The sequence below is a fragment of the Streptococcus sanguinis genome (genome assembly GCF_900475275.1).
Taxonomy (GTDB): domain Bacteria; phylum Bacillota; class Bacilli; order Lactobacillales; family Streptococcaceae; genus Streptococcus; species Streptococcus sanguinis_N.
In genome coordinates, this window is the sequence record NZ_LS483364.1 from 1,057,652 (window position 1) to 1,071,404 (window position 13,753).

At 39.1% G+C, this 13,753-nt stretch carries 12 protein-coding genes, 1 tRNA gene and 1 CRISPR repeat array (1 of these 14 only partly in view); of the genes, 11 read left to right on the plus strand and 2 right to left on the minus strand.

Annotated elements, in window-relative coordinates; all coding sequences use genetic code 11:
- Positions 1 to 107 precede the first annotated feature (107 nt).
- Entirely contained in the window at positions 108 to 350 is a 243-nt protein-coding gene (locus tag DQM55_RS05485; protein WP_002895374.1) for a type B 50S ribosomal protein L31, read from the minus strand.
- A gap of 107 nt (positions 351 to 457) precedes the next feature.
- A complete protein-coding gene (locus DQM55_RS05490) occupies positions 458 to 1,393 on the minus strand; it encodes a DHH family phosphoesterase (RefSeq protein ID WP_111675740.1) in 936 nt (311 codons plus the stop codon).
- A 105-nt stretch (positions 1,394 to 1,498) separates the two neighbouring features.
- Here DQM55_RS05490 and DQM55_RS05495 point away from each other — a divergent pair, with 105 nt between their 5' ends.
- The 11 genes from DQM55_RS05495 to csn2 all read left to right on the plus strand — a co-directional run bounded on the left by DQM55_RS05495 (position 1,499) and on the right by csn2 (position 11,626).
- Positions 1,499 to 1,939 carry a flavodoxin gene (locus DQM55_RS05495; protein WP_111675741.1) on the plus strand — a complete coding sequence of 147 codons (441 nt, stop codon included), beginning with the start codon at positions 1,499 to 1,501 and terminating at the stop codon, positions 1,937 to 1,939.
- A gap of 124 nt (positions 1,940 to 2,063) precedes the next feature.
- Positions 2,064 to 3,446: a Fe-S cluster assembly protein SufB gene (gene sufB / locus DQM55_RS05500; protein ID WP_111675742.1), complete on the plus strand. Its 1,383-nt coding sequence runs from the start codon at positions 2,064 to 2,066 to the stop codon at positions 3,444 to 3,446.
- A 296-nt stretch (positions 3,447 to 3,742) separates the two neighbouring features.
- Complete coding sequence (locus DQM55_RS05505; RefSeq protein WP_111675743.1) at positions 3,743 to 4,006, plus strand: chorismate mutase; 264 nt, start codon at positions 3,743 to 3,745, stop codon at positions 4,004 to 4,006.
- Positions 4,006 to 4,380, plus strand: a complete 375-nt coding sequence (gene crcB, locus DQM55_RS05510; protein ID WP_111675744.1) for a fluoride efflux transporter CrcB — start codon at positions 4,006 to 4,008, stop codon at positions 4,378 to 4,380. The genes DQM55_RS05505 and crcB (DQM55_RS05510) overlap by 1 nt, the downstream gene beginning before the upstream one ends.
- A complete protein-coding gene (crcB, locus tag DQM55_RS05515) occupies positions 4,377 to 4,703 on the plus strand; it encodes a fluoride efflux transporter CrcB (RefSeq protein WP_172454731.1) in 327 nt (108 codons plus the stop codon). The genes crcB (DQM55_RS05510) and crcB (DQM55_RS05515) overlap by 4 nt, the downstream gene beginning before the upstream one ends.
- 118 nt (positions 4,704 to 4,821) lie before the next feature.
- Positions 4,822 to 5,169: a 50S ribosomal protein L19 gene (rplS, locus tag DQM55_RS05520; protein ID WP_002900259.1), complete on the plus strand. Its 348-nt coding sequence runs from the start codon at positions 4,822 to 4,824 to the stop codon at positions 5,167 to 5,169.
- A gap of 40 nt (positions 5,170 to 5,209) precedes the next feature.
- A tRNA-Arg gene (locus tag DQM55_RS05525) sits at positions 5,210 to 5,281 on the plus strand.
- A gap of 307 nt (positions 5,282 to 5,588) precedes the next feature.
- On the plus strand, positions 5,589 to 9,764 hold the full coding sequence (gene cas9, locus DQM55_RS05530) for a type II CRISPR RNA-guided endonuclease Cas9 (protein WP_111675746.1): 4,176 nt from the start codon (positions 5,589 to 5,591) through the stop codon (positions 9,762 to 9,764).
- Positions 9,764 to 10,630: a type II CRISPR-associated endonuclease Cas1 gene (gene cas1, locus DQM55_RS05535; RefSeq protein ID WP_111675747.1), complete on the plus strand. Its 867-nt coding sequence runs from the start codon at positions 9,764 to 9,766 to the stop codon at positions 10,628 to 10,630. The genes cas9 and cas1 overlap by 1 nt, the downstream gene beginning before the upstream one ends.
- Positions 10,627 to 10,971 (plus strand): CRISPR-associated endonuclease Cas2, encoded by a 345-nt coding sequence (gene cas2, locus DQM55_RS05540; RefSeq protein WP_111675748.1) that lies wholly within the window; start codon positions 10,627 to 10,629, stop codon positions 10,969 to 10,971. Before cas1 ends, cas2 begins: the two co-directional genes overlap by 4 nt.
- Positions 10,961 to 11,626: a type II-A CRISPR-associated protein Csn2 gene (gene csn2 / locus DQM55_RS05545; RefSeq protein ID WP_111675749.1), complete on the plus strand. Its 666-nt coding sequence runs from the start codon at positions 10,961 to 10,963 to the stop codon at positions 11,624 to 11,626. Before cas2 ends, csn2 begins: the two co-directional genes overlap by 11 nt.
- A gap of 90 nt (positions 11,627 to 11,716) precedes the next feature.
- Positions 11,717 to 13,753: a CRISPR direct-repeat array (repeat unit 36 nt; unit sequence GTTTTAGAGCTGTGTTGTTTCGAATGGTTCCAAAAC) (it continues 2,094 nt past the right edge of the window).

Consider the following 13,753-nt stretch of genomic DNA (forward strand, 5'->3'; position numbering starts at 1 on the left):
TTGAATTAACTAGGAAGCAAAAGTGGCGGTTGTGAACAGATTTTAAAGTTCAAAAAAGGCGAAAAGAAATTTTTGAGTACAAAAAAAGCACCGATTGGTGCTTATGATTATTTGAGACCGTATTTTTTGTTGAAACGATCCACACGTCCATCTGCTTGAGTGAACTTTTGACGTCCAGTGTAGAATGGGTGTGAGTCTGATGAAATTTCTACACGGATCAATGGGTAAGTTTCCCCCTCGAACTCAACTGTTTCGTTTGAACGCTTAGTTGAACCACTAAGGAACTGGTAGCCGGTAGAAGTGTCCATGAAGACAACTGGGCGGTATTCTGGATGAATATCTTTTCTCATTTTACAAAAATTTCCTTTCTGCCATGGTCTCTTTGCGAGCCATAGATTAGTTACTTTGATAGTTTATCAAATTCTGATTGATTTGACAAGACTTTTAGACTAATTTCTTACTTTTTTGCCAATTCTTTCATCTCGGTGTAGATTTGCTCTATTTCTTCTTTTGAAAATGCATTGGCTCCGCTGGCTAAGGGGTGTCCTCCGCCATGATGATTTTTAGCAATACCGTTGATAGGAATAACCTTGCTGCGCATGCGGACACGGTAGTGACCATCTGGCTGCTCAACAAAGATAGCCCACAGACCGACATCTTCAATTCGTCCAGGTGCTCCGACAATGGCCGCAGTATCAGCATCGGTTAGTTGATAGGCTTGTAAAACTTTCTGAGGCAGAATGACCCGCGCAGCTCCATTTTCATCTATTTCCAATTGCTCATATACATAGCCCTGCAGTTTAGCTACTTGGCGGCTGATAGAGTCCATTTTTCGGGACAAGGCTGATAAGTCGAAATCATATTGACGCAACTTGGCAGCTACTTCGAATGTGCGGGCGCTAGTAGAAGGATAAAGGAAGCGGCCGGTGTCACCAATGATACCAGCATAGAGGAGTTCTGCAGCTTCCTTGCTCAAGTCTAAGCCATTTTCAAAGGCAAAGAGAGCAATCATCTCACTGGCACTGCTGGAGCTTGTATCAACTAGAGAAATATCTCCGTAAACCTCATCATCAGGATGATGATCGATTTTGATGAGGAAATCGCCTGTCGTGTAGCGTTGGTCGTCAATGCGAGCTGTATTAGCGGTGTCACAGACGATGACTAGGGCCTCTTGGTATTCTTCGTCTGAGACTTTGTCCATTTGTGCTAGCCACATGAGATTGGGCTCATCGTAGCCTGTTACTTTTATTGTTTTTTCTGGGAAATGGTACTGAAGCAGCTTTTGCAGTCCGACCTGACTGCCAAGAGCATCGGGATCTGGACGCATATGGCGATGGATGATAATAGTATCGTATTCTTTGATTTTAGTTAAAATATCATGATAAAGAGTCATAAATAACCTCGTCAACTTTCTTTACCCATTGTAGCATAAGAGTTTTTATTTTTAAAATAAAAAAGATATGATATAATGAGAGCAGATTAGAATTTGGAGGAAACTATGACCTTAGCAAAAATTGTTTTTGCCAGCATGACTGGAAACACCGAGGAAATTGCTGATATTGTGGCGGATAAGCTAAGAGATTTGAATGTAGAAGTTGAAGTGGACGAGTGCACCACTGTCGATGCAGAAGATTTCTTGGAAGCAGATATTGCGATTGTAGCGACCTATACTTATGGTGATGGTGAGCTGCCGGATGAAATGATGGACTTCTACGAAGACTTGTCTGGTTTGGATTTATCTGGCAAGGTCTACGGAGTGGTCGGTTCGGGCGATACTTTCTATGACGAATTCTGCAAGGCTGTTGATGACTTTGATGCTGCCTTTGCTGCTACAGGAGCGGTTAAGGGGGCAGAAAGTGTTAAGGTGGATCTATCTGCGGAAGATGATGATATTGCACGCTTGGAAGCTTTTGCGGAAGGCTTGGTTAATAAAGTTTAAAGTGATAGATAGATGAAACGGCTGCGGCCGTTTTTGTTTTGCGAAAGTGTTATTTTCTGACAATTCTCATGATTAGGAGTATAATATAGGTAAGCGCTATCCATCAGATAAAGGAGGAGTTCCTATGAAAGAACGCGACTATGCTTTTGGCTTTCATGATGATGTCAAGCCGCTCTTTTCGACTGGTAAAGGCCTGACAGAAGAAGTTGTTCGAGAAATCTCAGAAATCAAGAATGAGCCCCGGTGGATGCTGGACTATCGTCTGCGCTCCTTGGAACTCTTTCATAAACTGCTAATGCCCGACTTTGGCCCGGATTTGTCAGGGATTCGCTTTGATGATGTTATCTACTATCAGAAGCTAAGCGGAGATCGGGCTCGCAGTTGGGATGAAGTTCCAGAAGAGATTAAGAAAACCTTTGACCGCTTGGGAATTCCAGAAGCCGAGAAGCGCTTTCTATCTGGAGCTGTGGCTCAGTATGAATCTGAAGTGGTTTACCACAATATGAAGGAAGAGTTTGCCAAGCTGGGGATTATCTTCACCGATACGGATACGGCTGTTCAGGAATATCCGGACTTGGTCAAGCAGTATTTTGGTACTGTGATTTCAAATGCTGAGCATAAATTTTCTGCGCTTAATAGTGCGGTTTGGTCTGGCGGAACCTTTATCTATGTGCCCAAGAACGTCCAGTGCCAAGTTCCTGTTCAGACCTATTTTCGAATCAATGGTGAAAATGCCGGCCAGTTTGAGCGCTCCTTGATGATTATTGAGGAGGGCGGTTCTATACAGTACATTGAGGGCTGTACAGCACCGACCTATACAAGCAATAGTCTTCATGCTGCAAATGTCGAAATCATTGTCAAAAAGGATGCCTTTTTCCGCTATACAACCATTCAAAACTGGTCGGACAATGTCTATAATCTTGTAACGGAGCGGGGGATTGTTGAGGAGGGTGGCACCTTAGAGTGGATTGATGGGAACTTAGGCAGTAAGGTCAATATGAAATATCCTTGTAGCATTCTTAATGGCCGCAACGCAAGAACTTCTGTTCTCTCTATGTCCTTTGCCAACTATGGCCAGCACTTGGATGCGGGCTGCAAGGTCTTTCATAATGCTCCTAAGACATCCAGTACCTTGATTTCTAAATCAGTGGCCAAGGATGGTGGAAAGACAGACTATCGTGGTCAGGTTCGCTTTGGGAAGAATAGCGCTGGCTCCAAATCTCATATCGAGTGCGATACCATTCTGATGGATGGTGAATCCAGTTCTGACACCATTCCTTTTAATGAAATCCATAATTCCAATGTCGCGCTAGAGCATGAAGCCAAGGTTTCCAAAGTGTCTGAAGATCAGCTCTACTATCTCATGAGTCGAGGCATCAGCGAAGAAGAAGCCACAGCTATGATTATCAACGGATTTATGGAACCCATTACTAAGGAACTTCCAATGGAATACGCCGTCGAACTCAACCAACTCATTAATATGAGTATGGAAGGCTCAGTTGGTTAAAAAAGTCCATTGGACCTTTTTAATCTGCGGATAAAAACTCGCTTCTGCGAGTTCTCCTTAATCCAAGGTCAGGAGGACTGTTTTAGGTTGCGGATAAGCACTCGGTTAAGCGAGTGCTCTTTAATAAGGTTCGGGGAACTTTTTTAATCTATAGATGGGAGTTGTTTTAGGTTGCAGATAAAGACTCGCCCTTGCGAGTTCCCTTTAATCAAGGTCCATTGGACCTTTTTATTTAGGATTAACTAGAAAATTTTACTATTTTTTGATATGATAGATAGAATATAAGGAGGAATGAGATGACGTTAGAAGAAATCAGACAGGAAATTGATCAAGTGGATGATGCAATTGTTGACTTGCTGGAGCAACGCATGAATCTGGTCGACCAAGTCGTGGCTTTAAAAAAATTAACAGGTACGGCTGTCTTGGATAGTAAGAGAGAAGATGTGATTTTCGCCAGAGTGGCGGATAAGGTTGAAAAAAAAGACTACAAGGAAACTGTTGTTGCGACCTTTTCTGACATTTTAAAACGTTCGCGTGAATTTCAGAATAAAAATATCTAATGAAAGAAGTACAGAACTCGATAGCTGTGGCTTTATCTGCGATGGTAGGCGGCTGGCTACGTTACCAAGTAGCGCTCTTATCAGTTTTTGCTGATTCATTTCCGCTGGCTACCTTACTGGTCAATTATTTGGGAACTTTTTTGCTGGTCTATATTATCAAGGGCTATCTTAGCAGTAAAGTTAAGTCCCAGCGTCTAATTCTAGCGCTTTCGACCGGTTTTTGTGGAGGTTTGACGACTTTTTCTGGTCTTCTGCTAGACAGTATCAAACTAGCAGATTCAGGACGTTATACGGAGCTTCTTATCTATCTAGTTTTAAGTGTAGGTGGTGGCCTTGCAATCGCCTTATGGGCTGGAAAGCAGGTGAAGGCATGATGTGGGCGATGTTAATCTGCTGTGGCGCTGGTGCTCTTGTGCGTTATGTTTTTTCCAAGGTCAATAGCAGGGCATCTCTGCCGATTGGGACTTTGGTGGCAAACCTTCTAGGTGCTTTTCTCATTGGATATTTTTATAATCATATCGAAGACAAGCAGGTTTATGTCATTTTAGCAACAGGCTTCTGTGGTGGCCTGACGACTTTTTCCACCTTGAATGATGAGCTGGCAGAGCTCTTTTCGGAGCGAAAGAAATTTGTTTTCTATTTGGCTCTGACATACATACTCGGATTTTTAGCGATTCTTTCGGGAATTTTCATTTAAACATCTTTACATTTTTAGAAATTTTGATATAATATAGTTTGTGCCTAATGGAAGCACAAAAAACGGCTAATCCGCTGCGGTCTTGAACCTTAAGATTAGTAAGATAGGAGTAGAAAAAATGAATCCATTAATCCAAAGTTTGACTGAAGGTCAACTTCGTACTGACATCCCTGCATTCCGTCCTGGTGACACTGTCCGCGTTCACGCGAAAGTTGTCGAAGGAAGTCGCGAACGTATCCAGATCTTTGAAGGTGTGGTTATCGCTCGTAAAGGTGCTGGTATCTCAGAAACTTACACCGTTCGTAAAATCTCTAACGGTATCGGTGTTGAACGTACTTTCCCAATCCACACTCCACGTGTTGATAAGATTGAAGTCGTTCGTTACGGTAAAGTCCGTCGTGCTAAATTGTACTACCTTCGTGCATTGCAAGGTAAGGCAGCGCGTATCAAAGAAATTCGCCGTTAATCTTAGAAAGACTCTGTCGTTGGGCAGAGTTTTTCTCTAAGTCCCCTTAGTTCAATGGATATAACAACTCCCTCCTAAGGAGTAGTTGCTGGTTCGATTCCGGCAGGGGACATGGATTTGAAAAACTACGTTGACAAACGTAGTTTTTTTCTGTGTTTAAATAAAAAATCTTTAAAATAAATTGTTTTTAAGAAATAGGAGCACAATAGGGTTATTATAGTAAATAAAAAAGCACCGAATCGGTGCGCACTTTTTCAAGTTGAATACGGACTGGGCTTAAAAACCACTGCCTTATTTTAACTTGCTGTGTTGTTTCGAATAGTTCCAACAAAATAATTATATAATATTTTTCTTTAAATGTAAACGTTTTTGTGTTAAAATATTGACATAAAAAAACAAATTTATAAAAGGGGATTTTTATGAAGAAACCATATTCAATAGGACTTGATATAGGAACAAATAGCGTTGGATGGGCTGTAGTAACTGATGATTATAAAGTTCCTGCTAAGAAAATGAGAGTTTTCGGGGATACAGATAGAAGTCATATTAAGAAAAATTTATTAGGCGCCTTATTATTTGACGATGGAAATACTGCAGAGAGTAGACGTCTAAAACGAACAGCTCGTCGGCGCTATACTCGCCGACGCAACCGTATTCTTTATCTTCAAGAAATTTTTACAGAATCAATGAATGAAATAGATGAAAGCTTCTTCCATCGACTAGATGACTCCTTTTTAGTTCCTGAGGATAAGAGACGAAGTAAATACCCTATTTTTGCTACCTTAGCAGAAGAAAAAGAATATCACAAGAAATTTCCAACTATCTATTATTTGAGAAAGCAACTTGCGGATTCGAAAGAAAAAACTGACTTGCGTTTAATCTATCTGGCATTAGCTCATATGATTAAATACCGTGGACATTTTTTATACGAAGAATCTTTCGATATTAAAAACAATGATATCCAAAAAATCTTTAATGAATTTGTAACCACGTACGACAGCACTTTTGAAGGAAGTTCTCTCAGTGAACAAAAAGCGCAAGTCGAAGCAATATTTACTGATAAGATTAGTAAATCCGCTAAAAAAGATCATGTACTGAAACTCTTCTCTAATGAAAAATCTACTGGATTATTTTCAGAATTTCTCAAGTTGATTGTAGGGAATCAAGCTGATTTTAAGAAACATTTTGATTTAGAAGAAAAATCTCCACTACAATTCTCTAAAGATACCTATGATGAGGATTTGGAAAACTTACTCGGACAAATTGGGGATGGTTTTGCAGACCTTTTCCTAGTTGCTAAAAAACTCTATGACGCCATTCTTCTATCAGGAATCTTAACTGTTACAGATCCTTCAACCAAGGCTCCACTATCAGCCTCTATGATTGAGCGCTATGAAAACCACCAAGAAGACTTAGCAGCTTTAAAACAATTCATCAAAAACAATCTTCCAGTAAAATATGATGAAGTTTTTTCTGACCAATCTAAAGATGGGTATGCTGGGTATATCGATGGCAAGACCACTCAAGAAGCATTTTACAAATATATCAAAAATCTTCTCTCTAAATTCGAAGGAGCAGATTATTTTCTTGATAAAATTGAACGTGAAGATTTTTTGAGAAAACAGCGCACCTTTGATAATGGTTCTATTCCTCATCAAATTCATCTTCAAGAAATGAATGTCATTCTCCGTCGACAAGGAGAACATTATCCATTTCTGAAGGAAAACAAAGAAAAGATAGAGAAAATCTTAACCTTCCGTATTCCTTACTACGTTGGCCCGTTGGCTCGTGACAATCGTGATTTTTCTTGGCTTACTCGAAACTCGGACGAGCAAATCAGACCTTGGAATTTTGAAGAAGTTGTTGATAAGGCAAGATCTGCCGAAGACTTCATTCACAGAATGACTAACTATGACTTGTATTTACCAGAGGAAAAAGTTCTACCTAAGCACAGCCTATTATACGAAATATTTGCTGTCTATAATGAATTAACAAAAGTAAAATTTATTGCAGAAGGATTGAGAGATTATCAATTTCTTGATAGTGGGCAGAAGAAGCAAATTGTCAATCAATTATTCAAAGAGAAAAGAAAAGTAACTGAAAATGATCTCATTCATTATCTACACAATGTTGATGGTTACGATGGAATCGAACTAAAAGGAATTGAAAAACAATTTAACGCTAGTCTATCTACTTATCATGATTTACTCAAAATTATCAGAGATAAAGAATTTATGGATGATCCTAAAAATGAAGCGATTCTTGAAAATATAGTTCATACTCTCACAATATTTGAAGATCGTGAGATGATTAAGCAACGCCTTGCTCAATATGACTCCATCTTTGATGAAAAAGTGATTAAATCACTGACTCGTCGACATTATACTGGTTGGGGAAAACTCTCTGCCAAGCTGATTAATGGTATCTGTGATAAAAAAACTAGCAAAACGATTCTTGATTATCTGGTTGATGATGGTTATAACAATCGTAACTTTATGCAGTTGATCAATGATGACGGACTATCCTTCAAAGAAATTATCCAAAAAGCACAAGTAGTTGGTAAAACAGATGATGTGAAGCAAGTTGTCCAAGAACTTCCAGGCAGTCCTGCTATCAAAAAAGGAATTTTACAAAGTATCAAGATTGTTGATGAACTTGTCAAGGTTATGGGCTATGCTCCTGAGTCGATTGTGATTGAAATGGCACGAGAAAATCAGACAACTACCAGAGGGAAAAAGAATTCCCAACAAAGATATAAACGCATTGAAGATGCACTAAAAAATTTAGCACCTGGGCTTGATTCAAATATATTAAAAGAAAATCCTACAGATAATATTCAACTTCAAAATGACCGTCTCTTCCTTTACTATCTCCAAAATGGGAAGGATATGTATACAGGGGAAGCCCTTGAAATCAACCAACTAAGCAACTATGATATTGATCACATCATTCCACAGGCCTTTATAAAGGATGATTCGATCGATAACCGTGTCTTGACTAGTTCAAAGGATAATCGTGGTAAATCCGATAATGTTCCAAGTTTAGAGGTTGTTCAAAAAAGAAAAGCTTTTTGGCAACAATTGTTGGATTCCAAATTGATTTCAGAACGTAAATTTAATAATTTAACCAAAGCTGAACGAGGTGGACTAGATGAGCGTGATAAAGTTGGCTTTATCAGACGCCAACTAGTTGAAACGCGGCAAATCACAAAAAATGTTGCACAGATTTTGGATGCCCGTTTCAATACAGAAGTGAATGAGAAGAAGCAGAAAATTCGTACCGTCAAAATCATCACTTTGAAATCCAATCTAGTTTCCAACTTCCGTAAAGAATTTGGGTTATACAAGGTGCGGGAAATCAATGACTACCACCATGCGCATGATGCCTACTTAAATGCGGTGGTGGCTAAGGCTATCCTTAAGAAATATCCTAAACTAGAGCCTGAATTCGTCTATGGTGACTATCAAAAGTACGACCTTAAGAAATACATCTCAAGATTCAAACCCTCTAAAGAAATTGAAAAAGCAACTGAGAAGTATTTCTTTTACTCAAACTTGTTGAACTTTTTTAAAGAAGAAGTGCATTACGCAGACGGAGCTATCGTAAAAAGAGAGAATATCGAATACTCCAAGGATACGGGAGAAATCGCTTGGAATAAGGAAAAAGATTTCGCAACAATCAAAAAAGTACTTTCCTACCCACAGGTGAATATTGTGAAGAAAATAGAGATTCAGACACATGGTCTAGATAGAGGTAAACCTAAAGGCTTGTTCAATTCTAATCCATCTCCTAAACCATCAGAAGATAGCAAAGAAAATCTTGTTCCTATTAAACAGGGGCTTGATCCACGAAAATACGGTGGTTACGCTGGTATTTCTAACTCATATGCGGTCTTAGTTAAAGCTATTATTGAAAAAGGAGCGAAAAAACAACAAAAGACAATTCTTGAGTTTCAAGGTATCTCTATTTTAGATAAAATTAACTTTGAAAATAACAAAGAAAAATATCTTCTTGAAAAAGGATATATAAAACTTCTATCAACTATTACTTTACCTAAATATAGTTTATTTGAGTTTCCTGATGGTACAAGAAGAAGACTAGCAAGTATTCTATCGACAAACAATAAACGAGGAGAAATTCATAAAGGTAATGAATTGGTCATTCCCGAAAAGTATACAACTCTTTTATATCATGCTAAGAATGTTAATAAAACACTCGAACCAGAGCACTTAGAGTATGTTGAGAAACATAGGGATGAGTTTGCTAAACTTTTAGAATATGTACTTGATTTTAACGAAAAGTATGTTGGGGCGTTAAAAAATGGAGAGAGAATCCGGCAAGCTTTTACAGATTGGGAAACAGCAGATATCAAAGAATTGTGTTTCAGCTTCATTGGTCCAGAAAATAGTAAAAATGCTGGTTTATTCGAATTGACATCACAAGGAAGCGCCTCTGACTTCGAATTCTTGGGAGTAAAAATTCCACGATATAGGGACTATACACCTTCATCACTCCTCAACGCTACCCTCATCCACCAATCCATCACTGGTCTTTATGAGACTCGGATTGACTTAAGCAAACTGGGAGAAGACTAATGGGATGGAGGACCGTTGTTGTCAATACACACTCTAAGCTCTCCTACAAGAACAATCACTTGATCTTTAAAGATGCCTCTCGGACAGAGTTGATTCACCTGTCCGAGGTGGACATCCTTCTTTTGGAGACGACGGATATCGTTCTCTCCACCATGCTGATTAAACGTTTGGTGGATGAAAATATTCTGGTCATCTTTTGTGATGATAAACGCTTGCCAACTGCATACTTAATGCCCTACTACGGTCGGCACGATTCCAGTCTGCAACTCTCTCGGCAAATTGCTTGGAATGAAGATGTAAAGGCGGAAATCTGGACAACCATCATTGCACAAAAAATTCTCAATCAGGCTTTTTATCTAGGGAGTTGTGGTTTTCTGGAAAAGAGTCAGTCCGTCATCGATCTCTATCATGGATTGGATTTATTTGATCCTAGTAACCGCGAAGGGCACGCAGCTCGGATTTATTTTAACACCTTGTTTGGAAATGATTTTAGCCGTGAACAAGATAATGATGTCAATGCTGCCTTGGACTATGGTTACACCTTAATTTTGAGTATGTTTGCGCGTGAAATTGTCTTGTCTGGTTGTATGACTCAGTTTGGATTGAAACATGCTAATCAGTTTAATCAATTCAACCTCGCTAGCGATATTATGGAGCCTTTCCGTCCGATTATTGACAGAATCGTCTATGAAAATCGAAACAGTTCTTTTGTCAAAATCAAACAAGAACTTTTCACTATTTTCTCAGATACCTTTCACTACAATGGCAAAGATATGTACCTGTCCAATATCGTCAGTGACTATACTAAGAAAGTCATCCAGGCTCTCAATCAACCGGAGAAAGGAGTTCCTGAGTTTAGGATATGAGTTATCGATATATGCGTATGATTTTAATGTTTGATATGCCCGTTGATACCGCAGAGGAACGCAAGGCCTATCGGAAATTTCGCAAGTTCCTCATAGATGAAGGATTTATCATGCACCAATTCTCTATCTATAGCAAGCTCTTGCTCAACAACTCTGCTAATAACGCCATGATTGAGCGACTCAAGACTCATAATCCTAAAAAAGGAAACATTACTCTCTTAACCGTTACAGAAAAGCAGTTTTCTCGCATGATTTACTTAAATGGCGAGCGAAATACCAGCGTAGCAAACTCCGACGCACGTTTAGTTTTTCTAGGAGAGGAGCCTGGAGATGAAGATTAATTTCCCATTATTGGATGAACCATTGGCTATTGAAAATGCAACCTTTTTAGTCCTGGAAGACCAACTTACCTTTTCAACTATCGTCAAGCAGTTCTACCAATATTCTACTGATGATGGGGACTTGAAGTTATTTGATAGAAATCTAAAATCTCTGAAAGAGTCTGAGTTACTGGTAATAACGGATGTCTTAGGATACAATCTCAACTCCTCTTCTATGCTCAAGCTGATACATGCTGATTTAGAAAATCAACTCAATGACAAACCAGAAGTCAAGTCCATGATTGAAAAGCTGGTTGCTACGATTACAGAATTGTTGGCATTTGAGTGTTTGGAAAACGAGTTAGACCTAGAGTATGATGAAATCACCATTCTAGAGTTAATCGATGCACTTGGTGTCAAAGTCGAAACTCTAAGTGATACACTTTTTGAAAAGATGCTAGAAATTGTCCAGGTTTTTAAATATCTTTCTAAAAAGAAACTTCTTGTTTTCATCAATGTATCCGCCTATCTATCAAAGGATGAGTTAGTAAATTTGATCGAGTATATACAACTCAATCAACTAAGAGTCTTATTTGTCGAACCTCGAAAAGTCTATGATTTCCCTCAGTATGTGCTGGATCAAGACTATTTCTTGAACCCTGAAAATATGGTATAATAAGAGTAACAATTGGAACCTGACGAGCTGAAGTCTGGCTGAGACGAATGGCGCGATTACGAAATTTCGTGAGAAAAAATTTTTTACGAGGTTTTAGAGCTGTGTTGTTTCGAATGGTTCCAAAACAGATAAACAAAATGATTTAATGATTAAATAGTTTTAGAGCTGTGTTGTTTCGAATGGTTCCAAAACATTATATTAATTTTGTATTTTACCAAGATTGTTTTAGAGCTGTGTTGTTTCGAATGGTTCCAAAACAAATCATTATACCTATTTTGTGTTACGTGTGTTTTAGAGCTGTGTTGTTTCGAATGGTTCCAAAACATCAGCAGAAACAAGGCTGATAGACAAGGTGTTTTAGAGCTGTGTTGTTTCGAATGGTTCCAAAACGCTACTGAGTTGGGAGCTGGCAGGACTCATGTTTTAGAGCTGTGTTGTTTCGAATGGTTCCAAAACAGAATGAGCGGCTAGATAGCAATGCTTATTGTTTTAGAGCTGTGTTGTTTCGAATGGTTCCAAAACGCAGCAAACCTATGAAGCTCAATATTCTTCGTTTTAGAGCTGTGTTGTTTCGAATGGTTCCAAAACCAAGCAATTTGACACAAACACAGCCCCCGCGTTTTAGAGCTGTGTTGTTTCGAATGGTTCCAAAACATATTTAGAGCTTCAGAGTAAGAGAGCGAGGTTTTAGAGCTGTGTTGTTTCGAATGGTTCCAAAACATTTAGCGACTTAGTAGCGTCATAGTCTGCGTTTTAGAGCTGTGTTGTTTCGAATGGTTCCAAAACCGAGCGTCGTTGAAACCCCGTGTATGTAACAGTTTTAGAGCTGTGTTGTTTCGAATGGTTCCAAAACGCTATCATTGTTCCGATAGTCGCTAACTGCGTTTTAGAGCTGTGTTGTTTCGAATGGTTCCAAAACTTACTCATAAGTTTGGTGGCTATGGACAATGTTTTAGAGCTGTGTTGTTTCGAATGGTTCCAAAACTTTGCTTTATTGGTTTTACAGCAGTATTTGTTTTAGAGCTGTGTTGTTTCGAATGGTTCCAAAACCTAAACAGGTTAGAGGTGAGAAGTGGACACGTTTTAGAGCTGTGTTGTTTCGAATGGTTCCAAAACAAATGGTATTAAAATCGACCAATCTGTAACGTTTTAGAGCTGTGTTGTTTCGAATGGTTCCAAAACCTATTCGAGTTGGACAGATTGGCTAGAGAAGTTTTAGAGCTGTGTTGTTTCGAATGGTTCCAAAACCATCCGAACTGGAAAGTTAAGCGAAAATGAGGTTTTAGAGCTGTGTTGTTTCGAATGGTTCCAAAACAGCGCTCGTTTTGCTCTCGTAAGCTATTGTGTTTTAGAGCTGTGTTGTTTCGAATGGTTCCAAAACTCGAGGGATTGGACGAGTTGACGTTATCTGGTTTTAGAGCTGTGTTGTTTCGAATGGTTCCAAAACATAATAGTTTTTGACATCAACAGGACCACCGTTTTAGAGCTGTGTTGTTTCGAATGGTTCCAAAACGCGAGCCGCTTGCGGCCGCGGTGTCCTGAGGTTTTAGAGCTGTGTTGTTTCGAATGGTTCCAAAACTGACCGTCTTCAAGAAATAGCAGATTATTTGTTTTAGAGCTGTGTTGTTTCGAATGGTTCCAAAACGTAACAGAAATAAGTGCTACCGATGTTCCTGTTTTAGAGCTGTGTTGTTTCGAATGGTTCCAAAACGTATGTTGGTTTTAATCTCACTCTAGCTTGGTTTTAGAGCTGTGTTGTTTCGAATGGTTCCAAAACTTGAGTTTCAGTTAAGGGGCAGAAAAGCTAGTTTTAGAGCTGTGTTGTTTCGAATGGTTCCAAAACTGTAACTGATATTAAACCCCTTTAAAATATGTTTTAGAGCTGTGTTGTTTCGAATGGTTCCAAAACAGCGGTTGGAGCGCATGCAAGAGGAGCTGAGTTTTAGAGCTGTGTTGTTTCGAATGGTTCCAAAACTGAGCGTCGGCGATACCCCGTTCTGTAACAGTTTTAGAGCTGTGTTGTTTCGAATGGTTCCAAAACTTTGAATTTCAGTTAAAAGGTAGGCTTGCAGTTTTAGAGCTGTGTTGTTTCGAATGGTTCCAAAACATATAGCTCTGCGTGTCAAT

What these genes read in the sequence shown, in the direction of transcription:
- cas1 (WP_111675747.1), top strand. Translation starts at nt 9,764, where the DNA reads ATGGGATGGAGGACCGTTGTTGTCAATACACACTCTAAGCTCTCCTAC.
- csn2 (WP_111675749.1), top strand. Translation starts at nt 10,961, where the DNA reads ATGAAGATTAATTTCCCATTATTGGATGAACCATTGGCTATTGAAAAT.
- cas9 (WP_111675746.1), top strand. Translation starts at nt 5,589, where the DNA reads ATGAAGAAACCATATTCAATAGGACTTGATATAGGAACAAATAGCGTT.
- cas2 (WP_111675748.1), top strand. Translation starts at nt 10,627, where the DNA reads ATGAGTTATCGATATATGCGTATGATTTTAATGTTTGATATGCCCGTT.
- DQM55_RS05485 (WP_002895374.1), bottom strand. Translation starts at nt 350, where the DNA reads ATGAGAAAAGATATTCATCCAGAATACCGCCCAGTTGTCTTCATGGAC.
- sufB (WP_111675742.1), top strand. Translation starts at nt 2,064, where the DNA reads ATGAAAGAACGCGACTATGCTTTTGGCTTTCATGATGATGTCAAGCCG.
- DQM55_RS05495 (WP_111675741.1), top strand. Translation starts at nt 1,499, where the DNA reads ATGACCTTAGCAAAAATTGTTTTTGCCAGCATGACTGGAAACACCGAG.
- crcB (WP_111675744.1), top strand. Translation starts at nt 4,006, where the DNA reads ATGAAAGAAGTACAGAACTCGATAGCTGTGGCTTTATCTGCGATGGTA.
- rplS (WP_002900259.1), top strand. Translation starts at nt 4,822, where the DNA reads ATGAATCCATTAATCCAAAGTTTGACTGAAGGTCAACTTCGTACTGAC.
- DQM55_RS05505 (WP_111675743.1), top strand. Translation starts at nt 3,743, where the DNA reads ATGACGTTAGAAGAAATCAGACAGGAAATTGATCAAGTGGATGATGCA.
- crcB (WP_172454731.1), top strand. Translation starts at nt 4,377, where the DNA reads ATGATGTGGGCGATGTTAATCTGCTGTGGCGCTGGTGCTCTTGTGCGT.
- DQM55_RS05490 (WP_111675740.1), bottom strand. Translation starts at nt 1,393, where the DNA reads ATGACTCTTTATCATGATATTTTAACTAAAATCAAAGAATACGATACT.